Origin of the sequence: Nonomuraea cavernae, assembly GCF_014646355.1 — a bacterium.
Lineage (GTDB): Bacteria > Actinomycetota > Actinomycetes > Streptosporangiales > Streptosporangiaceae > Nonomuraea > Nonomuraea cavernae.
Genome location: NZ_BMNH01000019.1, coordinates 2,126 through 24,082, shown reverse-complemented (window position 1 = coordinate 24,082; position 21,957 = coordinate 2,126). Strand labels below are relative to the sequence as shown.

Below are 21,957 nucleotides of genomic sequence, written 5' to 3'. Positions count from 1 at the left end.
CCACCCTCCGAAAATCCGTCCCTCTCAGGTTACGGCCTCCCGCCACCCCGGCAGGATGCCTTCTCCAGTCAACCGCATGACCTGGCCTTTTATGCCAGGGCCAACGCTCCACCTCAGGTGATGAAATATCTGGCATGACAGTTATTCCTGCGCTGAAGGCCGAGCTGGCCGACGCCACCCGTCACCTGCTGGCCACGGCGGCGACCCTGTCCGACGGCGACGTCTCCGCCCCCTCCCGTCTCCCCGGCTGGACGAGAGGGCACGTCCTGACCCACGTGGCCCGGAACGCCGACAGCCACGTCAACCTGCTCACCTGGGCCAGGACCGGCGTCAAGACACCACAGTACGCGACCCCCGACGCCAGGCAGGCCGGGATCGAGGCCGGAGCCGGCCGGGGGGCCGCCGAGCAGCTGGCGGATCTGGAGGACAGCGCCGCCCGCCTGACCGCGGCCATCGACGGGCTGCCCGGGGAGGCCTGGTCCGCACCGGTCGCCGGCCTGCGCCCGACGTCGCATCCCGCCTGGTACATCCTGGTCAGGCGGCTGCGCGAGATCGGCATGCACCACGTCGACCTCGACGCCGGCTTCGGGCCGGCCGACTGGTCCGGGCCGTTCGTCACGCGTGAGCTGCACGACTGCCTGCGGACATGGCCGTACGAGCGAAGCCCGGTCAGCGAGATCAGGATGCTCGGCGCGGACGGGACGCCGACCGGCACCTGGCGGGGACTCGGCGACGGACCGGCGGTGGAAGGCCTGCAGGCCGACCTACTGGCCTGGCTCACGGGCAGGTCCGACGGGCGGGGGGTTAGGGTGGTGTTGGCGGGGCAACGGTCCGGGCCCGGCCCGGCGACCGTCCCGGCGCCGCCGCCGTGGCTGACGACGCTCGCTCCCGCTGATCTGCCCGAGACGCCCCCGAAGGACTATCCATGACCTACACAGGCGACGTCCAGGTCGGCGGTCCCGCCGACGTCCGCGAGCTGGCCAAGCTGACGATCTACAAGCTGGCAGTCGGGCCTTATGACAACAACGCCTACCTGCTGCGCTGTGTCGAGACCGGCGACGGGCTGCTCATCGACGCGGCCGCGGAGGCCGACCGGCTGCTGGCCCTGATCTCCGACCAGCCGATCAGTTCGGTGGTCACGACCCACCAGCACGGCGACCACTGGCAGGCGCTGGAGCAGGTGGTCAAGGTGACGGGCGCCAAGGTGCTCGTGCATCCGCTCGACGCGGCCGCGCTGCCGCTGCCCGCCGACCGCACCGTGGAGCACGGCGACCGCATCACGGTCGGCGTGGTCACCCTTGAGGTGATCCACCTGCGCGGTCACACGCCGGGCGCGATCGCGCTGCTCTACGACGGGGGTGGCTCCGACCTGCACCTGTTCACCGGCGACTCGCTCTTCCCCGGCGGGGTGGGCAACACGTGGAACGACCCCGAGCGTTTCACCCAGCTCTACACCGACGTGGTGGAGCGCGTCTTCGACCGGCTGCCCGACGAGACCTGGGTCTACCCGGGCCACGGCAAGGACACCACGCTCGGCGCCGAGCGCCCCTCGCTCCAGGAGTGGAAGGAGCGGGGCTGGTAGCTCAGCGCCCGGCGAGAACCTTGGCGATCCGCTGGGCCGCGAGCGCGGGGTCGTCGGCGAGCCCGACGACCTCGCCCCACGACCAGCGGTAGAACCATCCGTCGGCCAGCGGCACGCAGTCGACGGTCTCGGCGAGGATCGCGGTGTCCGGGTCGCTGATCCGCAGCGCGGGCGGATGAGCGCGCAGGATGGCGGTCAGCCCGCGGGCTTCGAGCTCCTGGGCCAGTTTGCCGAGGAAGTACGTGCGCGTGTGCTCGCGCGGCATGGCCGACATGGCTCCATCAAAGCCGAAGAAGGCCGAAAAATCGCCTTAGTTGCTGATGACCCGCTCGGCTTCCCTGCGCTGCGACCGCTTGTAGAACAGCATCCGGAGCGGGATCGCCGCCACCAACGCGATCTGCATGGAGGCGCCGATCATGATGGGCAGGTCACCACCCTCCGGCCGCGCCACCCAGAAGGCGAGGAATGCGACGTTCACCATGATCCATCCGAGGACGACCGCGGCGAGCTGCCCCTTGGGCTTGGGATACTCGATGCGGCTGACCATCAGCCAGGCGACGCCGAGCACCGCCAGCAGCGCGTAGATGCTGGGCTCGAACAGCAGCACGATGGAGATCACGGTCATGGCGCCCATCGGGATGGGCAGCCCCATGAAGTCGCCGCTCTTGGTCTTGACACAGGCGAACCTGGCCAGGCGTACGACTCCCGCGACGAGCACGGCACCCGCGGCGGCCAGCACCGCGACGAACGGCACCTGGTGCGTGAAGCCGCCCCAGATCACGACCATGAACGCGGGAGCGAACCCGAAACTGATCACGTCGGCGAGGTTGTCGAGCTCGGCGCCCATCGCGGAGGCACGGAACCGGCGCGCGACCAGACCGTCGAACAGGTCACAGGTGGCACCGATCAACAGCAGCACCACCGCGGTCGCGAAGTAGCTCGGCGCGGGGGTGAAGTCACCGCCGTCCTTGAGCGACTGGATGGCGGAGGAGGCCAGAACACAGACCGCGAGAAAACCGCAGAGGGCGTTGCCCAGGGAGAGAGAGTCGGCGGCCGAGAGCCGGAACGCTTTTCCGACCGGGCCCCGGAGTTCTTCCTCTTCCTCCTGCCAACTGCCGGCATCAGCCGTGGTCAATTCTGGTCACCCCCGCAATCGTCTTCTCGCCCACGGACACCGCGGGAGAGATCCCTTCGGGAAGGTAGATGTCGACCCTGGAACCGAACCTGATGAGGCCGATGCGGTCGGTCTGCGCGACTTTGGCACCCGCGCTCAGATACGGCACGATCCTGCGCGCCACCGCGCCCGCGATCTGCACCATCTCGATGTCACCGAGCGCGGTGTCGAAATGCCACACCACGCGTTCGTTCTGGTCGCTGTCCTTGTTGAAAGCCGGCAGGAAGCCACCCGCCACATGCTGCACGGACACGACATTTCCCGCAAGAGGGGCTCGGTTGACGTGCACGTTCAGCGGGCTCATGAAAATCGCGACACGGGTGCGGCCGTCGGGCCAGGGGTCGATGCTCTGCACGACCCCGTCGGCCGGCGACAGGACGCGCCCCTCGCCTGGCGTGCGGTCGGGGTCACGGAAGAACCAGAGCATGCCGCCGGTGAGCGCGCCCAGCGGCAGCGCCGCGAGCGCCCATCGCCGGTCCCGGCGCGTCAGCAACGCGGTGGCGGCCGCCGCGGCCACCGTGGGGATGAGCCACGGGGACACCCCGCGCGCGAGTCTGAGGCGGTTCGACTGGGCAGAATCGTCTGACACGGACAACCTTTGGTGGTGGCTGGACTGGGCGCTTTGCCGTGATGTTACGGGGTCAGCAACTATTACACGGCGGAACTACACAAGCAAAGCGCCTCGAAAGCCATTTAGCTAGCCCCTGGTAGGGCTGCTTTCCTCGCTCCTGCGCGCGTCTGCGCGGGCCTTGACCAAGCTGGCCACAGTGGTGATGACCATGGTGCTGCCGATGACAGTGAGCGACAACCAGATGGGGATTTCGGGCGCCCAGGAAACCCCACTGGCGTGCAAGGCCTCCGATATCAGCTTAACCCCGATGAACCCGAGGATGAACGCGAGACCGTAGCTGATGTAAACCAGGCGCTGCAGCAGCCCGCCGAGCAGGAAGTACAGCTGACGCAGGCCCATCAGGGCGAACGCGTTGGCGGTGAACACCACGAACGGGTCGGTGGTGAGGCCGAAGATCGCCGGAATCGAGTCGAGCGCGAACAACAGGTCGGTGGAGCCGATGGCGATCATCACGATCAGCATGGGCGTGACCATGCGCTTGCCGTCGATCTTCACGGTGATCTTGGAGCCGACGTATCCCTCGGTCGTCGGGAACGCCTTGCGCACCCACCTGAGCAGCACGTTCTCGTTGAAGTCCCCCTCGTCGTCACCCTTCATGTGCCCGCGCACGATGTTGACCGCGGTGTAGATGAGGAACACACCGAACACGTAGAACAGCCAGCTGAACCGCTCGAGGGCGGCGGCGCCGAGGGCGATGAAGATGCCGCGCATGACCAGTGCGAGCAGGATGCCGATGAGCAGCACCTTGTGCTGGTAGGCCTTCGGCACCGCGAACCGGCTCATGATGATGAAGAAGATGAACAGGTTGTCGACACTCAGGCTGTATTCAGTGATGTAACCGGCGAAGAACTCACCCGCCTTGGCGGCACCCGCCGTCATCCAGAGCACCACGCCGAAGGCGGCGGCCAGCGTGATGTAGAACGTGACCCAGTAACCGGCCTGCCGCATCGAGAATTCGCGGGCCTCGCCCCGGTCGACTATCCACAGATCGACGGCGAGGATGACCAGCAGACCGCCGATCACGGCGATCCAAGCCCACAAGGGTACGCTCACGTGACTAAACCTCCGGCATGCGAGAAAAACTGCCGGAGGTCTCTCCCGCCCGCCGAACACGCGGACCGGCAGCCCCGGGGGCCCCGTGGAGCGGGGCTACACCGTGATGACGAGGCTGCCGCGAAGGGATACTCCCCTCCCTTAACGCACGCAGTATACGAGAACGCTTAACCCTCGCCTAATCCTTCGTGCGATCTTCCTGTCCATAATCGGACATAATTCTCTCCACCGCGTCATCCGCGTCCGGCAGTTCAGCGCCGCGCCTCGCCGACGCCTCCGCCATCCTCTCCACCGCCCCCGGATCCCCCACCAGCTCCTGTACGGCACGGCGCAGCGCCTCGACGTCCCCGTACGGGACCAGCACGCCGGCACCGCCGAGCAGGCCCGGAATCCCGCCCACCTCGGTCGCGATCACCGGCCTGCCCACCATGAGCGTCTCGCTGAGGCTGAGCGGCTGCCCCTCCCACCGGGCGGTCGCCACCACCGCGGTGGCGGCGGCGAGCAGGTCAGGCACGTCGTCACGGTTGCCGAGGAGCGTCACGGGCAGCCGCTCGGCGTCGATCCTGGCCTGCAGCGGCTCCCGCAGCGGCCCCTCCCCCGCCACCACGAACAGGGGCGACCGCTCCGGGTCGTCGTCCGGCCACGGGCCGCGCGCGACGTCGAGCAGGGTGTCGAGGCCCTTCTGCTGCGCGAGCCTGGCGATGGTCAGCAGGACGGGACGCCGCCCGGCGCCCAGTTCGGCCCGCACCTCCTCGGGGCCGCGTCGCGCGGGCGGCGGCGGGGGCGCGGGCACCACGGCGGCTCGCACGTCGCGGGCCCCGAGAGCGGCCATCCGCTCGCCGAGATCGGGCGAGACGACGAGCACCCGGTCGGCTCGCCCGGCCACGACGCGTTCCAGCAGCCCGTAGACGAGCCCGATGAGCCCGCCGGCGGTGAGCGCGTTGTGCAGCGTGACGACCAGCGGCGCCCGCGCCGCGACCGCCCGGGACGAGCCGCGCCGGGGAGAGCGGCGGCCCAGCGCCGCGAGCGCACCGGCCCGCAGGCCGTGGGCGTGCACGACGTCGGCGCCACGGGTCAGCCGCCTGATGGCGAGCACCGCCCGCGCGTCGTTGAACGGATGCGGCCGGTCCGAGACGGTCACCTCGGCGAAGCGGGCGCCCGCGCCGGTGTAGGAGAAACGCTCCTCGACGCTGCGCGGCCCGACGACCAGCACCTGGTGGCCGCGCCGGACCAGCCCCTCCACCAGCATGTGGACGTGCCTGCCCGTGCCGCCGGACGTGGTGCCCAGCACGAATGCCACCCGCACAGGAGTTCCTTCCTCTCAGATCCCGCCCGGCCCGCGCGACGGACCGCCGCGCGTGAGCCGACCGGCCACCGCCCGGGCGTCGGCCCGGTCCACCAGCGCGACGACCAGCCCTCCGGCGGCCGTCGCCACGATCGCGGCCAGGACGACCGCGCCCACGTTGGGCCAGATGCCGCGCGCGCCGATCCAGGCCACCACGGCGGCGCCGGCCAGGTAGGCGGCGCCGCCGCCCGCCACGGCGGCCACGGCGGCCCGGCCCAGTCCCTTCGCCGTCCCGCGTCCCCGGGCGGACACGACGGATGCCAGCAGCAGCCCGCCTCCCACGGTCATGCCCACCGTCATGCCGAGCGCCAGCCCGGCGATCTTCCAGCCGTCGGGGAAGGCCGGCACGAAGACGACCTGCGCGGCCATGACGACGAGCCAGCCCGCCACGGTGCCGGTCGCCGCGGCCCGGCTCTTTCCGGCGGCGTAGAGGACCCGGGTCAGGTGCGCGATGAGCCCGTAGCCGATGAGGCCGGGCGCGAACAACGCGACGGCCCGGGCGAAGTCGGCGGCCGGCACGTCGCTCTTGAAACCGAGGAACACCACGGCGCCCGGCCCGGCGACGGCGGCCAGCACCCCGGCGGCGAGCCCGGACACCAGCACGACCGCCCGCGTGGTGCCCGCCGCCAGCGTGACGAAGCCATCGCTGTCCGCCGCCTCCGCCCGCGCGGACAGGCGCGGGAAGGCGCTGGTCGCGATGGGCACGGCGAGCACGGCGTAGGGCACCAGGTAGATCGCCCACGCGTAGTTGTAGACCACGATCGCGCCGTTGCCGATGACGTTGTTGGACAGCAGCAGCACCACGATCATCGCTGCCTGCTGAGCGAGCAGCGCGGCGACCCCGGCCAGCGCCAGCCTGCGCACCTGCCTCGCGACGCCCTCGGGGAAACGCAGCGTGGGCCGCCAGCGCAGACCGAGCCCGGCCGTTGGGCCGATCACGGTGAGCACGAGCGCCAGTACGCCGAGGCTGGTGCCGACGGACAGGGCCAGCTCGGCCGAGGGCACGGCGCCCGGGTCGGTGTCGCCACCGCTGAGCGGGACGAACACCAGGTAGGCGACGATGACGACCACGCTGGACACCAGGGGCGCCAGGGCGGGCGAGGTGAAGCGGTGGTGTGACTGGAGCACGCCGTACAGCACGACCGCCACGCCGTACAGAGGGATCTGGGGGGCGAACACCACCAGCATGCGGGTGGCGACGGCGGTGACCGCGCCGGCGTCGCACCCCTTCAGGGCGTCGCCGAAGAACAACCCGGCGACGGGCTCGGCGAACAGCGCGGTGAGCAGGCCGAGCGGCACCAGCACGACGACCACCCAGGTCATCAGCGCGGAGCTGATCCACTCCACCCGCTCCCGCCCCGCCGGCGCCTCGGCGCCGGCGGCGCCCGAGAGGACCGGGACCACCACGCCGGCCAGGGCCCCGCCGACCACCACCTCGAAGATGATGTTGGGCACCTGGTTGGCGGTGGCGTAGGCGGTGGCCAGGCAGTTGGTGCCCACGGTCTGGGCGAAGGCGTACTGCTTGGCGAAGCCCATGACCCGCGCCAGGATGGTGATCGCGCCGATGAGCAGGGCTCCACCCGCCACGCCACGGGCCAGCCTCGAGGTCACGACGCCCGCCTGTAGCCGGTCACGCTGACATCCTGGCAGGCCACGCGGATGACCGGTCCGCCGAGTCAGGTCCGGTCACACGGCGGCGGCCGGGCGGCGGCCGAGCATGTCGAGACGGTTGAGGACCTGGTTGCCCGCGATCACCTTGGTGAAGCTGACCTTCTCGGCCGCGGCCGTGAGCGCGACGACGGTGCCGAGCACCGCGAGCCTGCCCGGCCGGCCCAGCCCGGTCACGGCCGCGAGCCCGAGCAGGGCACCCAGCGCGTTGGCTCCGGCGTCGCCGAGCATGGCCCGCTCGCCGAGGTCTTCGGGCAGCAGCGCCGCGGCCGCCCCCAGGGGCACCGCCGTGAGGGCTGCGCTCACCGGCCGGTCACGAAGGAGGGAGGCGGCCAGCAGCGGCCCGCCCGCGAGCAGTCCGACCTTGATCGCCCGTCCGGGGCGCAGGTCGAAGAGATTGGCCAGGTTGGCGGCGCCCGCGACGGTGGCGCCGTTGACCAGGGTGTCGACCGGGCCGGTCGAGACGAGCGCGGCGGCGCCGAGACCGGTGGCGCCGATGCCGAGGATCTTGACCGCGCCGCTGGTGACCTCGCCGCGCGTGAGCGCGCTCAGGTGTCCCTTGAATCCCTTGGAGGACGTCGTGCCGTACAGGTCGTCGTAGGCGCCGAGCGCTCCGCTGCCGCCCCCGGCGAGCAGCGCCGCCAGCCGTACCCGGGTGGGGAGGCCGGGCGCGCACGCGAGCGCGGCGCCCGAGCCGGCCACGAACGCGGGCCCTTCGAGGAGAGTGATGGGCTCGCCCCGATGGTTCTTGCGGGTCCAGCGGTCACCGGGGTCGCCCTGCCCGCGCCCGCGGGTGAGCGCGGTGTAGGCGGCACGGGCGGCGGCGGCGCCGAGAGCGGCGCCGGCGAGTGCGTAGAGCAGGCCACGGGCCATGTCAGCTCCCTGACTCGTTGGAGGGGGACGGGGACGAGGTGGGCAGCGCGGGCATGGGCCCCGAGGCTCCGGCGCCGATGCCGTACTGGCCGACGCCGCCGCGCGCCTGCTCCCGCAGAGCGTAGACGATCACGATCTGGCCCGCCGGCATGTCGGGGGTATCGACGGTGGAGACGCGCTTGGCCATGTCGCCGTCGTCACGGACCGTGGTGAGCGCGCCTCCGGGGCCGACCGCGGAGCTCCCGCTGCCGGTCATCACCGTGCCCTTGCCGCCCGCGTCGAGCCCGCCGGCGAGCGAGGCCAGGGCGCCGGCCTGGACCGCGGCGTACTTGCCCTCGAAGGGCTCCTCCGGCGCGAACATCACGGCGAGGGTGGCCCGCTTCTTGGGCTCGTCGTCGACGCTGAGCAGGCCACCGGTCTCGAAGCCGTCGAGCACGGCCGCGGTGGCCTGATTGGCGGTGCCCGCCTGGCCCTGATCGGTGGTCATGAGCGTGGCGGCGAGCAGGGTGGACGCCTTGTCGTAGGTGGCGGCCCCCTCGGGGAACACCATGTCGGCCGGCTTGAGCTGGTTGACCAGCCCGTCGATCAGGCCGGCGTTGGCGGGGTCGAGGTATTTGTCGGTCAGCGTCACCCGTCCGGTGATCGCCGCGCCCGCCTGCAGGAGGACCTGGTGCTGCGCCTCGCGGTTGGCGGAGCTGGAGCCCGGCGCCTCGATCAGCAGCACGTGCTCGCCGTTGAGCTCGCCCGCGACGAGCTTGGGCGTGAGCTCGCTGACGAACGCGTCGTTGCCGGCTTCCCGGCCCTGCAGCAGGTTGACCTGGGTGCGCAGCTCCTCCTTGGTCTTGGCCAGCTGGGCGGTCAGCTCCTCGGCCGACTTGAGCGCGGGCTCCTGCAGCAGCGTGGTGCCCAGGACGATGCCCACGGCGAGCGCGAGGAAGATCGCGACGATGGAGACGAGGTGATAGCGAAAATCGATCACGAGAAGAGTCCGACCAACCAGAAGATGAATGCGTTCCAGACGTCCTGCAGGCCGTTGAGCCAGGTCTGGCCGAGCGGCGACAGGAAGAGCGCCACGCCCATGGTGATCAACGCCGTGATCACCAGCAACAGCAGTTGCGGCGTGGAGATGCGGCTGCGGTAGAGCCTGCTGACGCCCTTGGCGTCGATGAGCTTGCTGCCGACGCGCAGCCGGGTGAGGAAGGTGCTGGCCATCCCGGACCGGCCCTTGTCGAGGAACTCCTCCAGGGTGCCGTGGGTGCCGACGGCGACGATCAGCTCGGCGCCCTTGTCGTCGGCCAGCAGCATGGCGATGTCCTCGCTGGTGCCGGTGGCGGGGAAGAGCACCGCCTCGCGGCCGAGCTGGTGGACCCGTTCGAGGCCCGGAGCTCTGCCGTCACGGTAGGCGTGCACGACCAGCTCGGCGCCGCAGGTGAGCGCCTTGGTGGAAACCGAGTCGAAGTCGCCCACGATCACGTCGGGCAGATAGCCGGCCTCGAGCAGCGCGTCGGCGCCGCCGTCGACGCCGATGAGCACCGGCCGGTATTCGCGGAGGTAGGGGCGCAGCGTCGCGATGTCTTCCTTGTAGTGGTAGCCGCGCACCACGATGAGGGCGTGCCGGCCCTCCATCGGGGTGCGGATGTCGGGCACCCCGACGCCGTCGATGAGCAGCTTGCCCTCGCCGCGGACGTACTCCATGGTGTTGACGGCGAAGGCCTCGATCTGCACGGCGAGGCCGGCTCGGGCCTCGGCCATGGCCGCGTCGACGGCCTCGGCCGTCTGCTCGTCGCCCTTGCCGGCGAGCTCGTCGTCGAGGTAGACGACGCCCTCGTGCAGGCGGACGACGTCGCCGTCCTGGACACGTTCGAACAGCTCCGGCGTGGCATTGTCGACGAACGTCACGCCCGCCTCGACAAGAATCTGTGGCCCCAGGTTGGGATAGCGGCCGCTGATGCCCGCCGCCACGTTGACCACGGCCGCGACACCACACGCGACGAGAGCCTCCGCGCTGACCCGGTCCACGTCGACGTGATCGATGATCGCGATCTCACCGGGCTGGAGGCGCTTGGTCAGCCTCTTCGTCCGCCGATCGACTCTCGCCACAGCCGTGACACCGGGAAGGTCCGCGACCTTCTTCGCACGGAGGCCCGGCATTCTGCTCCCCGGAACCTTCATCATGACCATCCTGCCAGAGTGAAACGGCCGGGAGGCCATTCAGTACGCGGTGTGTCCGCTATGTCACATCGGATCACCGGTCTGCCGCGGCCAGCCCGAGGAGTTCTTCGGCATGTGCCCTGCCCAGCTCGGAATCCTCCAGTCCGGCCAGCATGCGGGACAGCTCGCGGACCCTGCCCTCATGGTCGAGCGCCAGCACGCCGCTGCGCACGACGCTGCCGTCACCGGCCTTCTCGACCACCAGGTGCTGGTCGGCGAAGGCGGCGACCTGCGGCAGGTGGGTGACGACCACGACCTGCGCGGTGCGGGCCAGCCGGGCCAGCCTGCGGCCGATCTCGACCGCGGCCTTGCCGCCCACTCCGGCGTCGACCTCGTCGAACACGAAGGTCGGCACCGGATCGGCACCGGCGAACACCACCTCGATGGCGAGCATGACCCGGCTCAGCTCGCCGCCCGAGGCACCCTTGTTGAGCGGCAGCGGCGGAGCGGCGGGGTGGGCGGCCATGCGCAGCTCGACCTCGTCGACGCCCTCGGGGCCGAAGTCGGCGGCCTGGGTGAGCTGGACGACGACCCTGGCATGGGGCATGGCGAGCGCGGTCAGCTCCTCGGTGACGGCCCGCCCGAACCGCTCGGCGGCCGCCTCACGCACGACGGTCAGCTTGGCCGCCAGCTCGGTGAGCTGCGCGGTCAGCTCCTCCTGCTCGCGGGTCAGCTCCTCGATGCGGTCGTCGTCTCCCTCGAGGTCGGCCAGCCGGGCCGCCGCCTCGCGCGCCCAGGCCAGCACCCCGGCGCTGTCCTCGCCGTACTTGCGGATCAGCCCGGACAGCAGCGACCGGCGTTCCTGCACGGCGGCCAGCCGGGCGGGGTCGGCCTCGATCGACTCGGCGTAGGCGGCCAGATCGGTGGCCACGTCGGAGATCAGGTAGCCGGCCTCGGCCAGCCGCTCGGCCATCCCGGCCAGCTGCGCGTCGAAGTCGCCCGCCGCCTCGACGGCCGCGCGCGCCTCACCGAGCAGCGAGATCACGTCCCGGGCGTCGCTCGCCGCCTCCATCGGGTCGCCGAGCAGCGCCGTGTGGGCGCCCGTGGCCGCGCCGCGCAGGGCGTCGGCGTGCGAGAGCCGCTCCTCCTCGCCGCGCAGCTCGACGTCCTCGCCCGGCTTGGGGTCGACCTTCTCGATCTCCTCCAGGCCGAACCTGAGCCGGTCGGCCTCGTGGGCACGCTCGCGTGCCCGGGTGGTGAGCTCGTCGAGGAGCGCGCTCACCTGCTTGTGCCGTTTGTACGCCTGCGTATAGGCACGCAACGGCTTGACCAGGCCGTTTCCCGCGTAGCGGTCGAGCGCGGCGCGCTGTCTGGCGGGCTGGAGCAGGCGCTGCTGGTCCATCTGGCCGTGCACCGCCACCAGGTCGTCGGCCAGGTAGGTCAGGGTGCCGACAGGGACGCTGCGACCGCCGAGCCAGGCCCTCGACCGGCCCTCGGCGGAGACGGTGCGGGAGATGAGGAGCTCACCGTCGTCGACGTCGCCGCCGAGGTCCTCGACCTGCTGGGCCACCCGGCCGCCGGTCTCGATGACGAGCCTGCCCTCGACGGTGGCCTTGTCGGCGCCCGGCCTGATGCGCGACGGGTCGGCCCGGCCGCCGAACAGCAGCCCGAGCCCGGTGACGACCATCGTCTTGCCCGCGCCGGTCTCGCCGGTGACCACGTTGAAGCCCGGCGAAAGCTCGAGCACGGCCTCATCGATGACGCCGAGCCCCTGGATGCGGACCTCCTCGACCCTTGGTCGCACTGCCCACTCCCGTCGCTCCGAACACCTGTGCGCATGATCCTACGCGCCTCACCGCTCATTCACTCAGGGACGCACCCTTCCGCGCCACCCCTGAACGGGCAGTTCGAACTTGGCGACCAACCTGTCGGTGAAGGGCGCGCCGGTGCTCTCCACCCCGTGCAATCGCGCCAGCCGTACGGGATCGGAGCCCCTGCGGACCTCCACCCGGGTGCCGGACGGCAGGTCGAAACGGCGTCGCCCGTCGCACCACAGCACCCCGCCGGGCGTGTCGGGCAGGATCTCGACGGCCAGCGTGGAGCGCGGCGAGACCACCAGCGGCCTGGCGAACAGCGCGTGGGCGCTGATCGGCACCATGAGCAGCGCCTCCACCTCCGGCCAGACCACCGGGCCGCCGGCGGAGAAGGCGTAGGCGGTCGATCCGGTGGGGGTCGCGCAGATCACCCCGTCGCAGCCCCAGCGCGACAGGGGCCGCCCGTCGATCTCGGCCACGACCTCCAGCATGCGGTCGCGCTTCTCCACGGTCGCCTCGTTGAGCGCCCACGTGTCGGCGATGACCTGCCCGTTCTGCCGGGCCAGGACGTCGATCGTCATGCGCTCCTCGACGTCGTAGCGGCCGGCGACGACGCTGTCGACCGCCGCGGCGAGGTCGGCCACCTCGGCCTCGGCCAGGAACCCGACGTGCCCGAGGTTGACACCGAGCAGCGGCGTGCGGGTGGGGCGGGCGAGCTCGGCCGAGCGCAGCAGCGAGCCGTCGCCGCCCAGCACGATCATGACTTCGGCGCCCTTGGCCGCGTCGGCGTCGCCGGGCACCACCTTGGCGCCCGGACAGGCGAGCTCGGGCGCCTCCAAGTCGAGCACCCTGACGGTCAGTCCGGCGTCGACCAGACGGCTGATGACCAGGCGGGCGCTGTCGACGGCCGCCTCTCTCCCGGTGTGCACGGTGACCAGGACGGTCCGGTTCATTGCGGCCCCTCCGCGACGGCACGCCGGATCTCGGCCTCGAGGTCGGCGACCGGCGGCGCGCCCTCGCCCTTGCCCAGCCAGAGGAGGTATTCGACGTTGCCGGAGGGCCCCGGCAGAGGGCTGGCGGTGACGCCGCGCACCTCCAGGCCGAGCCGGACCGCACTGCCCGCCGCCTCGCGCACGGCTCCCGCCCTGAGCTCGGGGTCGCGCACCACCCCGCCGGCTCCCACGAGCTCCTTGCCCACCTCGAACTGCGGCTTGACCAGCATCACGAAGTCGGCTCGCGGAGCGGCCACGCCGGCCAGGGCGGGCAGCACGAGCCGCAGCGAGATGAACGACAGGTCACCCACGATCAGCGTGGGCGGCTCGCCGACCATGTCGGGGGTGAGGTCGCGGACGTTGACCCGTTCCATCACGGTGACCCGCTCGTCGGTGCGCAGCGACCAGGCCAGCTGACCGTAGCCGACGTCGACGGCGAGCACGTGGGCGGCGCCCGCGCGCAGCAACACGTCGGTGAAGCCGCCGGTGGACGCGCCCGCGTCGAGGCAGCGGCGGCCCTCGACGGTCAGGCTCTCGAACGCCTTGAGCGCGCCGAGCAGCTTGTGGGCCCCGCGTGATACGTAGTCGGGCCCGTCGGGAGACTCGGCCACGACGATGGGTGAGGCGGTGTCGACCTGCGTGGCCGGTTTGCCCGCCCGCCGGCCGCCGACGGAGACCCGGCCAGCCTCGATGAGCTGGGCCGCCTGCTCACGCGACCGGGCGAGGCCCCGTCGTACCAGCTCGCTGTCCAGACGGATCCGGCGGCTCACTGGTCGTCCACGTCGGCGAGGGCGGCCTCAAGCCCGGAGAACGCCTCCTCGAACACCGCCACATGGTCGCTCACCGGCAGCCCGGCCAGACGACCGAGGCCGTCGAGCACGGCGTCGACCCGCTCGTCGCCGGTCTCCTCCGGCAGCGCACTCATGACACGACGGTAACGCCTCTCGGGAGCGCCCGGCACCTTGGCAGGCGTGTCAGACGTTGAAGGGTCATGGCGGCCGCGATTGATGTGGAACGCTACGTCCTAGAGGTCAGAAAGGATGGGCACCATGGCAAGCGTCGAGGAGTGCCGGGCGGCACTGGCCAAGCTCGTCGCCCAGTTCGACGAGATCGACGAGCAGGACCGGGCCAGGCACGTGGTCGAGCGCACGGTCAGTTGCCGAATTCCCGACCTTGCCGTGACGTTCTACGGCCGCCTGCACCACAACGGACTTGACCCGTTTCTTGAGGAACCTCCCACGGACGGCAGATCCGCTGACGTCAGGCTGACGATCGGCAGCGACGATCTCGTGTCGATGGTCAACGGGGAGCTCGACCTGGCCCGCGCGCTGCTCGGGGGCAAAGTGAAGATCGACGCGAGCTTCGGCGACCTGCTGCGCCTGCGTCGTCTGATCTGACGGCCCGTTGACCTGAGTCGCCTCGCGGATATTCAGTGACTTCATCAACTGTTTGGCGACGGGCGAACACCTGGGTCTCCTCATCGGCGCCACTGCCGGCCGTGGATGCGGGCACCGTGGGCTGCCGGCGCCGCGGGCTCCTTGCAGTTCGCCCGCCAGACCGCTGAACGCGTCGCCCGAGCCGAGCCGCCGTCACGCGACGCGGTCGAGCACGTGCTTGACCGCGTCCTCCTCCACCCGTCCCTCTCCCGCCGCCGCCCACGCGGCGTCACAGGCGGCACGCAGGCCGTCGATCCGGCTCCCGTCGCCCTCCAGTCGCAGCACGCCGTCCACCCAGCGGGCCCGCCAACCGCCGCAACCGCCGTGCCGCACTTCCGGGTAGGGCTCGAGCAGCGCCGACAGATCCTCCGACAAGTACGTCGGCCGCTGCCGGGGACCGGCAGTGAGCAGGTCGAGCGGTGTCGCCACTCCGGTGAGCACCACCAAGCCGTCCACGCCCGCGTTGACCGCCCCCTCGATGTCGGTGTCCAGCCGGTCGCCCACGACCAGCGGCCGGCGGGCCCCGGTGCGGATCACCGACTCCCGGTGCAGCGGCGGATCGGGCTTGCCCGCGTACGACGGCTCCACGCCCGTCGCCGTGGCGATCACCCGCACCATCGAGCCGTTGCCCGGTAGCTCACCGCGGCCGGTGGGCATGGTGTGGTCGCCGTTGGACGCGACGAACAGCGCTCCCTGCCGCACCGCCAGCGCGCCCTCCGCCAACAGCCCGTAGGAGAGTCCCGGCGCGAAACCCTGCACCACCGCGGCGGGCGCGTCCAGCGCCGTGGTCACCGGCCGAAGACCCCTGTCTCGCACCGCCAGCCGCAGGCCGGACCCACCGACGACCAGCACGTTCGACCCCGGCGGCACCCGTTCGGAGACCAGCCGCGCGGCCGCCTGAGCGGAGCTTACGACGTCGTCGGCCGTCGCCGGCACGCCCAACCTACGCAGATGGCCGGCGATGGCCGCGGGGGTGCGCGAGGCGTTGTTGGTGACGTACGCCAGGCGGACACCCCTGCCCCGTGCCACCTCCAGCGCCTCAGGCGCGCCGGGAACCGCGTGGTCGCCCAGGTAGACGACCCCGTCGAGGTCGAGCAGCAGGGTGTCATAACCGTCGATCAGCACAGCGCCTCATTCCGGTTCGGCTCTCACGTCGCGTGAGACCTTAGCGTCGGGGACCTCCTACCCACCCTAGGAAGGCCGACCATGTCCGAACCACCCGATCTCACCCCAGCACAGCCCGATCTCACCCCGGCATGGACGGAACCGTTCGGCGATTTCGCCGCCGAAGACGCGCGTACGAGATCCACCACGGCCTTGGCGAGCCGTACAGCGCTCCTGCCCGCCATCTCACATGAAGCGGACTTCAGCTTGGGTAGCGCAGGTCACATCTCGCGGCGGGCACGCAAGGTGGCGCGGACGCTCTTCAAAGCGGACACGTAGTGGCGCTCGTCCGGGCGCATGGCCACGGCGATCGCGAGGGGCTCCTGGGCTCCCTCCACATCGCCCGTCCGCCACAACGCCAGGCCAAGCCCGAAATAGGCGTAGTCCTCCGCCGGATTGGCGTCCACGATCTGGCGGAAGCTAGCGGCGGCGTCGGAATACTGCCGCGAGTTGAACTGCGCCCGGGCCAGAGCCTCACGGATGCTACGGGAGTCGGGCTCGGCCGTCGCGGCACGCTCGAGCAGGGCCGCGGCAGCCGCGGGACTACCTTCGCGGAGCAGCTTCACCCCCCGCTGATACCACTCGTATACGTCCCCCTCCGGGGCTCCAGGGGAATCATCGTGGACGTTTCGTCCTTGGACCATGCGTGAGGCCTCCTTCTGCAGACGACGGATCCGCTGGACACCGCGATCTCGGAACGGCTGAGGTGTGGGGATTTCCGGAAGACTCGGATCTTTATGGGAGCATGCCCGGTATGGGGATTCATGAACTGCCGGTACCCGATGGACTGGTGCTGCGGCCCTTCCGTGGCGTCCGTTTCACTGTCGACGAGCCCGCCAGGGTGACCTCCCCGCCCTACGATCTGATCTCCGACGGCGACGTCCGCGTACTCCTCAACGCACATCCCAACAATGTCGTCCGCCTCATCCTTCCCGGCGCGTCGCCATCGTTTCCGCCCACGTCCGGTGGCGCGTCTTCTGACCCTTCCCCCGCCAGCCGGTCCGACAAGCCCCTCGAAGAGAGGTATGTCGAGGCCCGGGACACGTTGCGCGCCTGGCTCGACTCCGGCGTGCTGGCATCGGACGAACGCCCGGCGCTCTACGTGTACGAGCAGAGCGGCCCCGGCGTGCTGCAACGCGGGATCATCGGCGACGTGGCCCTCACTGACCCCGCGCGCCGCATCATCCTGCCTCATGAGGACGTGCTGCCCGGCCCGGTCGCCGACCGTCTCGCGCTCATGAGCACCACCCAGGCCAACCTGGAACCGATCTTCCTCCTGTACGACGGCGCCCAGAGCACGGCCACCACCCTGGTGGACGAGGTGGCCGTGAACCGTGCGCCGCTGGTGAGCGCCCGGACAGAGGACGGCCTCGACCACCGCCTCTGGGCGATCACAGACCAGGCGGAGATCGACGCCGTCAACGCCGACCTCCGCAGCCGCCAGGCCCTCATCGCCGATGGTCACCACAGGTACGCGACGTATCGCATGCTCCAACGTCAGGAGCACGCCGCGCGCGCGACGTCTCAACCCAGCCCCCTGGACGTCGCCGCCTCGTCGCCGCCCGGCGCCTCAGGCTCGGCCGACGAGCGGGCGCTGGGCCCGTGGGACTTCGGGCTGGCGCTGCTCGTCGACTCCTCCGCGTACCCGCCCGACCTGAAGGCCATCCACCGGGTCGTTCCTGGCCTGCCGCTGGACGAGGCGGCCGCCAGGGCCAAGGGTTCGTGGCGCGTACAGGACCACCCGACCCTCACCGAGGGCCTGGCCGCGCTCGACGCCGCCCCGGAACCAGCCTTTCTGATCGCCGGCGAGGGCGGCTGCCACCTACTGACCAATCCTGACCCGGTGCAGCTCGCCCTCGCGATGCCCGCCGACCGCTCCGACCGATGGAACTCCCTGAACACCTCGATCCTGACGGAGTTCGTCATGCCGCGGGTGTGGGGCATGCGGGATGACGAACAGGCCGTACGCGTGGTGCACCACGACGCGGAGGCCGCTGCCCGGCTGGCCGTCAGCATGGGCGGCACGGCCGTGATCCTCAAGCCTCTCGCCGTCGAGGACGTGCTGGCCGTGGCCGCCAGCGGCGAACGGGTGCCCCGCAAGTCCACTTCCTTCGGCCCCAAGCCCCGCACCGGCCTCGTCCTGCGCACCTTCGCCATCGACTGACCTCCCCGCTCATCCGCAGGAACCGCGCCACCGGCCTCACAGGGACCTGATCACGAGCCTCCGGACGCGGCGTCCTGAGGAGGGCCGCATGTGAATCAGGCGCCCGGGACCGTGGCCACGGCGCTGCGGAGTGGGGAATTCAGCCCGCTCGGGCGAGGGATGCCACCGCACGGGGTGGCCGGGTGACGAGGTCCACGGACGTCACCTCGGGAGCCGGGCACGTCGCCTCCTCTACTGCCTTGGCAGTGAACACCTCCACCTCGTAACGCCAGACCTTGGCGGTGGCCGGGCCGTAGATGCGGCAACGAAAGGCGCCCATGACCTCCAGGGTGTCCTGAAGATCGAGACTGCGAACGAAGGCGGCCGTCTCGGGGTCGAAGGTCACGCACGGGATGCTGTCCGTCAGAGCCTCACCTCGCTTGTGACGGCGGCGCCGTCGTACGACCAGGCGCCATTTCGTCAGGGTGTCGCCGCTCGGCAGCGTCTTGTCCTCGGCTGCCATGGACAGCCTCCCCACCAGCACGACCTCGTTGCGGTCCACTGTCGTCCTCCCGTCTGTGGTCTGGTGAGGCTCACTCTCTACGATGAGCAGAGAGCCGGATCGGCCGAACGCCGTTCTGGGGACAGTGGCCGACGCTCGGGAGCTGCCTGTGGACAACATCACCGCCCTAGGCGGAGACGTGTATGAAATCGACACGAGAATGGCGGGGTATTCGGGCATCACCGCTGGATATCTGATCCTGGGGGATCGGCCGTGTCTCGTCGAGACCGGCACCTCGACGTCGGCCCCGATCGTGCGCGACGCGCTGGCCTCGCTTGGCGTCGGACCTCAGGACCTGGCCACGGTCGTCGTCACGCACATCCACCTCGACCACGCCGGAGGGGTCGGGGACATCGCGAGTTTCTTCCCGAACGCGCAGATCGTCGTGCATGAGAAGGGCGCCAGGCATCTGGCCGACCCATCGCGACTGATGGCCAGCGCCCGGATGGTGTGGGGCGACCGGCTCGACACGCTTTTCGGTGAATTGTCCCCCACCGAGGCCGAGCGGATCGTGGCGCTGGGCGACACTGGCGCCATCGACCTGGGCAACGGCAGGACACTGAACAGCCACTACTCTCCCGGTCACGCCAAGCACCACGTCGGCCTGATCGATTCGGGCACCGGTGATCTCTACGTGGGCGACGCGGCCGGGGTCTACCTGCCACAGACCGGCGACCTGCGTCCGGCCACCCCGCCGCCGGACTTCGACCTGCGGACGGCACTCGACTCGATCGCGTTGTTCGGGGCGCTTGGGCCGCAACGGCTGCTGTTCAGCCACTATGGGCCCGTGGACGCGGTACAGGAGACACTGGAACGCTCTGCGGAGGAACTCCGCATCTGGGTCGATCTGACCCGCCAGGCGCATGCGGAGGGCGTGGATCTGGACCACGCCGTCGCCATGGTAAGAGAACGCACCAAGGAGCGCTACACCGCACTGAAGTCCGATGACGAGACGGCCGAACAGTTCGAACTGCTCAGCGGCGCCGCGTCCAACGTGGCCGGCATCATCCACTGGCTCGACCGCGTCTCACCGTAGAACCTCAGATTGCTGCGGCGGGTGACCCCAGGGGCCACCCGCCGCAGTAACGTCTCGTAAGACGTCAGTTGTCGTGCTTGGGATGTTCCTTGGCTGGTTCGTCAGGCACATCCAGGATGTCGCCGAAGTCCGGCTCGATGAACGCCAGGTTGATGTCGGGCGTATCGCCCTTCACCACAACCGTCTCACCAGCGGCCTCCCCGTCATCGTCGGAGTCCACCCTGTCACCGGACACTCCGGTGTCGACGCCGTCAGCCGATTCGGGGACAACCTTCGCACCAGCCGACGATGTGGACTCGGAGACGGCCTCTGTTTCACCGGATTCCGCCGAGGTGAGATCCTTCGCCTCCGCCGCTTCGTTCACGTCGCCTGCCCCGGTGGCGTCCATCGTGTCACCAATCACCGGTGACTCCGGAACCTCCTCCGTTTCAGGCGACTTCGCGGCGACGTCCTTGGGCTCGGTCGTCTCCGGGCCGTCCTGCTTGCCGCCGAGGTCCGATGGCGCCACGTCCGCGGCACCCTCCGGCTCGGCGCTGTCCCGCGTTCCGGCTTCACCGTCAGCGGGCGCCGGCTTCTTCGTCTTGTCGGGCAGATCTTCGGCAAGGGTCAGGACGGCTTCCGCGTCCTGTTCGTCCGCCTCGAACTCGTCATCGAAGTCCTCTTCGATGTCCTCGATGACAGTGCCGGTGAGCTCGGCGTAGCGCTCCGCCGCGTCGGTCTCGCCGTCTTCGTCGAAGGCCATCGCCCTGGCGAACCAGTCAGTCGCCGCCTCCGGGTGGCCCGCTTCGGCCAGCGCGTCGGCGTACGCGAACGCCAGCCGCGCCGACCACGGCTTCGGCTGCGGATCACGTAGCTCGGGCAGGCGCTGCAAGATGATCACGGAGGCGTCGTGCTGACCGAGGTCGCGGCGCGCACCGGACTCGACGATGGACAGCTCGATGCGCTCAGCCCGTTCGAGACGCTCAGCCTCAGGCGACCGGACCAGGTCGAGGGCCCGTTCGGGGCGGCCAAGGCCCCTCTCGCAGTCGGCCATGATCGGGAGGTACGCGTCCGATCCGGTCATCCGCCTGGCGGCGCGCAGGTCACTGAGCGCCTCGGCGAAGTTGCCGGCGCGATAGGCGACGATGCCCGCCGCCTCACGGACGACACCGATGCGGGCCGCGAACCTTCGCGCCACCTTGGTGTGCTCGTGCGCCTTGTCGGTGTCATCCTCTTCGAGTGCGCGCTCCGCGGCGACGAGGTGCCTGCCCACCAGCTCGGCAAGGTCCGTCGGCAGCGAACGGAGTTCGTCACGTACTTCCTTGTCGAGTTCGTCGGCGGTGATGTCAGGCGCGAGCTCCGGCATGCTCTCACGCCCCATGTTGTCCTCGCGGTCATTCCGGCCATACCGGGCACGGGTGCCGTCCTCGGGGTGCTCCTGGCGATCACGCGAGAAAGGTCGCGCCCGGTCATCCCGGTAGCCGCCTTCGCGCCGCGGACCCCGGTCATCCCCGTAGCCGCCCTCACGCCGCGGACCCCGGTCAGCGCCCTCGCGACGGGGGCCGCGGTCGTCACGGTCACGGAACGAACGCCGATCATCATCACGACGAGGTCCGCGATCATCGCGGTCGCGGAAGGGACGGCGCTCGTCATCGCGACGCGGAGCGGCACCGTACCCACCCTCGCCGCGCGAGCCCCGGTCCCCGCCTTCGCGACGCGGACCACGGTCTCCGCCGTAACCGCCCTCGCGACGGGGACCGCGATCACTACCGTAACCGCCGTCACGGCGCGGGCCGCGATCGCCGCTGTACCCACCCTCGCGACGCGGGCCACTGTCCCCGCGCGAACCACGGTCTCCGCTGTAACCGCCCTCGCGTCGCGGACCGCGGTAACCGCCTTCACCGCGCGAGCCACGATCCGCGCCGTAACCACCCTCACGACGAGGACCGCGATCATCACGCTCACCGAACGAACGCCGGTCATCGTCACGACGCGGACCACGATCACCGCCGTACCCACCCTCACTGCGCGGGCTGCGGTCGTCACGGTTACGGAAGGATCCCCGGTCGTCATCACGACGCGGACCACGATCACCGCCGTACCCGCCCTCACGACGAGGAGCACGATCATCGCGGTCACGGAACGAACGCCGGTCATTGTCACGACGCGGACCCCGGTCACCGCCGAATCCACCCTCACGACGCGGACCGCCGTACCCGCCCTCGCGACGGGGACCACGATCCGCACCGTACCCGCCCTCACGACGAGGAGCGCGATCATCGCGGTCACGGGACGAACGCCGATCGTCATCACGACGCGGACCGCGATCACCGCCGTAACCGCCCTCGGGACGC

The 21,957-nt window shown here is 70.6% G+C and carries 23 protein-coding genes; 6 read left to right on the top strand and 17 right to left on the bottom strand.

Annotated elements, in window-relative coordinates; genetic code table 11:
* Nucleotides 1-134: 134 nt before the first annotated feature.
* Both IEY82_RS26015 and IEY82_RS26010 read left to right on the top strand, forming a co-directional pair.
* On the top strand, nucleotides 135-929 hold the full coding sequence (locus IEY82_RS26015) for a maleylpyruvate isomerase family mycothiol-dependent enzyme (RefSeq protein WP_189126844.1): 795 nt from the start codon (nucleotides 135-137) through the stop codon (nucleotides 927-929).
* Nucleotides 926-1,582, top strand: a complete 657-nt coding sequence (locus IEY82_RS26010) for an MBL fold metallo-hydrolase (protein WP_189126843.1) — start codon at nucleotides 926-928, stop codon at nucleotides 1,580-1,582. Before IEY82_RS26015 ends, IEY82_RS26010 begins: the two co-directional genes overlap by 4 nt.
* Before the next feature lies 1 nt (nucleotide 1,583).
* On the opposite strand, the gene IEY82_RS26005 is transcribed toward IEY82_RS26010, so the two are convergent.
* From IEY82_RS26005 to IEY82_RS25945, 13 genes are all read right to left on the bottom strand, one after another.
* Nucleotides 1,584-1,856 carry a hypothetical protein gene (locus IEY82_RS26005; RefSeq protein WP_225263750.1) on the bottom strand — a complete coding sequence of 91 codons (273 nt, stop codon included), beginning with the start codon at nucleotides 1,854-1,856 and terminating at the stop codon, nucleotides 1,584-1,586.
* 36 nt (nucleotides 1,857-1,892) lie between these two features.
* Nucleotides 1,893-2,717, bottom strand: a complete 825-nt coding sequence (gene pssA / locus IEY82_RS26000; RefSeq protein ID WP_189126842.1) for a CDP-diacylglycerol--serine O-phosphatidyltransferase — start codon at nucleotides 2,715-2,717, stop codon at nucleotides 1,893-1,895.
* The gene (locus IEY82_RS25995; RefSeq protein WP_189126841.1) at nucleotides 2,704-3,345 is read right to left on the bottom strand and encodes a phosphatidylserine decarboxylase; all 642 of its coding nucleotides are present in this window, start codon (nucleotides 3,343-3,345) and stop codon (nucleotides 2,704-2,706) included. Before IEY82_RS25995 ends, pssA begins: the two co-directional genes overlap by 14 nt.
* A gap of 108 nt (nucleotides 3,346-3,453) precedes the next feature.
* A complete protein-coding gene (locus IEY82_RS25990) occupies nucleotides 3,454-4,440 on the bottom strand; it encodes a TerC family protein (protein ID WP_189126946.1) in 987 nt (328 codons plus the stop codon).
* 178 nt (nucleotides 4,441-4,618) lie between these two features.
* On the bottom strand, nucleotides 4,619-5,746 hold the full coding sequence (locus tag IEY82_RS25985) for a glycosyltransferase family 4 protein (RefSeq protein ID WP_189126840.1): 1,128 nt from the start codon (nucleotides 5,744-5,746) through the stop codon (nucleotides 4,619-4,621).
* A gap of 15 nt (nucleotides 5,747-5,761) precedes the next feature.
* On the bottom strand, nucleotides 5,762-7,396 hold the full coding sequence (murJ, locus tag IEY82_RS25980; RefSeq protein ID WP_225263748.1) for a murein biosynthesis integral membrane protein MurJ: 1,635 nt from the start codon (nucleotides 7,394-7,396) through the stop codon (nucleotides 5,762-5,764).
* Between the two features lie 75 nt (nucleotides 7,397-7,471).
* Nucleotides 7,472-8,326, bottom strand: coding sequence for a hypothetical protein (locus IEY82_RS25975; protein ID WP_189126839.1), 855 nt, complete (start codon nucleotides 8,324-8,326; stop codon nucleotides 7,472-7,474).
* A 1-nt stretch (nucleotide 8,327) separates the two neighbouring features.
* Nucleotides 8,328-9,305, bottom strand: coding sequence for a copper transporter (locus IEY82_RS25970; RefSeq protein WP_189126838.1), 978 nt, complete (start codon nucleotides 9,303-9,305; stop codon nucleotides 8,328-8,330).
* The gene (gene steA, locus IEY82_RS25965; protein WP_189126944.1) at nucleotides 9,302-10,498 is read right to left on the bottom strand and encodes a putative cytokinetic ring protein SteA; all 1,197 of its coding nucleotides are present in this window, start codon (nucleotides 10,496-10,498) and stop codon (nucleotides 9,302-9,304) included. Before steA ends, IEY82_RS25970 begins: the two co-directional genes overlap by 4 nt.
* 73 nt (nucleotides 10,499-10,571) lie before the next feature.
* Entirely contained in the window at nucleotides 10,572-12,281 is a 1,710-nt protein-coding gene (gene recN, locus IEY82_RS25960) for a DNA repair protein RecN (protein WP_189126837.1), read from the bottom strand.
* Nucleotides 12,282-12,344: 63 nt separating this feature from the next.
* The gene (locus IEY82_RS25955; protein WP_189126836.1) at nucleotides 12,345-13,244 is read right to left on the bottom strand and encodes an NAD kinase; all 900 of its coding nucleotides are present in this window, start codon (nucleotides 13,242-13,244) and stop codon (nucleotides 12,345-12,347) included.
* Nucleotides 13,241-14,053 (bottom strand): TlyA family RNA methyltransferase, encoded by an 813-nt coding sequence (locus IEY82_RS25950; protein WP_189126835.1) that lies wholly within the window; start codon nucleotides 14,051-14,053, stop codon nucleotides 13,241-13,243. The genes IEY82_RS25955 and IEY82_RS25950 overlap by 4 nt, the downstream gene beginning before the upstream one ends.
* Nucleotides 14,050-14,208: a hypothetical protein gene (locus IEY82_RS25945; protein ID WP_189126834.1), complete on the bottom strand. Its 159-nt coding sequence runs from the start codon at nucleotides 14,206-14,208 to the stop codon at nucleotides 14,050-14,052. The genes IEY82_RS25950 and IEY82_RS25945 overlap by 4 nt, the downstream gene beginning before the upstream one ends.
* A 124-nt stretch (nucleotides 14,209-14,332) precedes the next feature.
* Here IEY82_RS25945 and IEY82_RS25940 point away from each other — a divergent pair, with 124 nt between their 5' ends.
* Nucleotides 14,333-14,680, top strand: a complete 348-nt coding sequence (locus tag IEY82_RS25940; protein WP_189126833.1) for an SCP2 sterol-binding domain-containing protein — start codon at nucleotides 14,333-14,335, stop codon at nucleotides 14,678-14,680.
* Nucleotides 14,681-14,872: 192 nt separating this feature from the next.
* On the opposite strand, the gene IEY82_RS25935 is transcribed toward IEY82_RS25940, so the two are convergent.
* Nucleotides 14,873-15,844 carry an HAD-IIA family hydrolase gene (locus tag IEY82_RS25935; protein ID WP_189126832.1) on the bottom strand — a complete coding sequence of 324 codons (972 nt, stop codon included), beginning with the start codon at nucleotides 15,842-15,844 and terminating at the stop codon, nucleotides 14,873-14,875.
* 260 nt (nucleotides 15,845-16,104) lie between these two features.
* Entirely contained in the window at nucleotides 16,105-16,527 is a 423-nt protein-coding gene (locus IEY82_RS25930) for a tetratricopeptide repeat protein (protein ID WP_189126831.1), read from the bottom strand.
* Nucleotides 16,528-16,637: 110 nt separating this feature from the next.
* Between IEY82_RS25930 and IEY82_RS25925 the strand changes: the two genes are divergently transcribed.
* Entirely contained in the window at nucleotides 16,638-18,047 is a 1,410-nt protein-coding gene (locus tag IEY82_RS25925) for a DUF1015 family protein (protein ID WP_189126830.1), read from the top strand.
* A gap of 139 nt (nucleotides 18,048-18,186) precedes the next feature.
* Here the strand turns inward: IEY82_RS25925 and IEY82_RS25920 are convergent, their stop codons facing one another.
* Nucleotides 18,187-18,588: a single-stranded DNA-binding protein gene (locus tag IEY82_RS25920; RefSeq protein WP_189126829.1), complete on the bottom strand. Its 402-nt coding sequence runs from the start codon at nucleotides 18,586-18,588 to the stop codon at nucleotides 18,187-18,189.
* 160 nt (nucleotides 18,589-18,748) lie between these two features.
* On the opposite strand from IEY82_RS25920, the gene IEY82_RS25915 reads away from it, so the two are divergent.
* Nucleotides 18,749-19,624 (top strand): MBL fold metallo-hydrolase, encoded by an 876-nt coding sequence (locus tag IEY82_RS25915; RefSeq protein ID WP_225263746.1) that lies wholly within the window; start codon nucleotides 18,749-18,751, stop codon nucleotides 19,622-19,624.
* A gap of 64 nt (nucleotides 19,625-19,688) precedes the next feature.
* On the opposite strand, the gene IEY82_RS39385 is transcribed toward IEY82_RS25915, so the two are convergent.
* Nucleotides 19,689-20,504: a prolipoprotein diacylglyceryl transferase gene (locus tag IEY82_RS39385; protein ID WP_229697687.1), complete on the bottom strand. Its 816-nt coding sequence runs from the start codon at nucleotides 20,502-20,504 to the stop codon at nucleotides 19,689-19,691.
* 9 nt (nucleotides 20,505-20,513) lie between these two features.
* Here IEY82_RS39385 and IEY82_RS39380 point away from each other — a divergent pair.
* Nucleotides 20,514-21,957: hypothetical protein (locus IEY82_RS39380; protein ID WP_229697685.1), on the top strand; the 1,444-nt coding region annotated here is incomplete at its 3' end.

Excerpts from the sequence above, each read along its gene's own strand:
- IEY82_RS25925 (WP_189126830.1), top strand. The coding sequence starts at position 16,638 with ATGGGGATTCATGAACTGCCGGTACCCGATGGACTGGTGCTGCGGCCC.
- steA (WP_189126944.1), bottom strand. The coding sequence starts at position 10,498 with ATGAAGGTTCCGGGGAGCAGAATGCCGGGCCTCCGTGCGAAGAAGGTC.
- IEY82_RS25930 (WP_189126831.1), bottom strand. The coding sequence starts at position 16,527 with ATGGTCCAAGGACGAAACGTCCACGATGATTCCCCTGGAGCCCCGGAG.
- IEY82_RS25945 (WP_189126834.1), bottom strand. The coding sequence starts at position 14,208 with ATGAGTGCGCTGCCGGAGGAGACCGGCGACGAGCGGGTCGACGCCGTG.
- IEY82_RS26010 (WP_189126843.1), top strand. The coding sequence starts at position 926 with ATGACCTACACAGGCGACGTCCAGGTCGGCGGTCCCGCCGACGTCCGC.
- IEY82_RS26005 (WP_225263750.1), bottom strand. The coding sequence starts at position 1,856 with ATGTCGGCCATGCCGCGCGAGCACACGCGCACGTACTTCCTCGGCAAA.
- IEY82_RS25955 (WP_189126836.1), bottom strand. The coding sequence starts at position 13,244 with ATGAACCGGACCGTCCTGGTCACCGTGCACACCGGGAGAGAGGCGGCC.
- IEY82_RS25975 (WP_189126839.1), bottom strand. The coding sequence starts at position 8,326 with ATGGCCCGTGGCCTGCTCTACGCACTCGCCGGCGCCGCTCTCGGCGCC.
- IEY82_RS26015 (WP_189126844.1), top strand. The coding sequence starts at position 135 with ATGACAGTTATTCCTGCGCTGAAGGCCGAGCTGGCCGACGCCACCCGT.
- IEY82_RS25915 (WP_225263746.1), top strand. The coding sequence starts at position 18,749 with ATGGCGGGGTATTCGGGCATCACCGCTGGATATCTGATCCTGGGGGAT.
- IEY82_RS25940 (WP_189126833.1), top strand. The coding sequence starts at position 14,333 with ATGGCAAGCGTCGAGGAGTGCCGGGCGGCACTGGCCAAGCTCGTCGCC.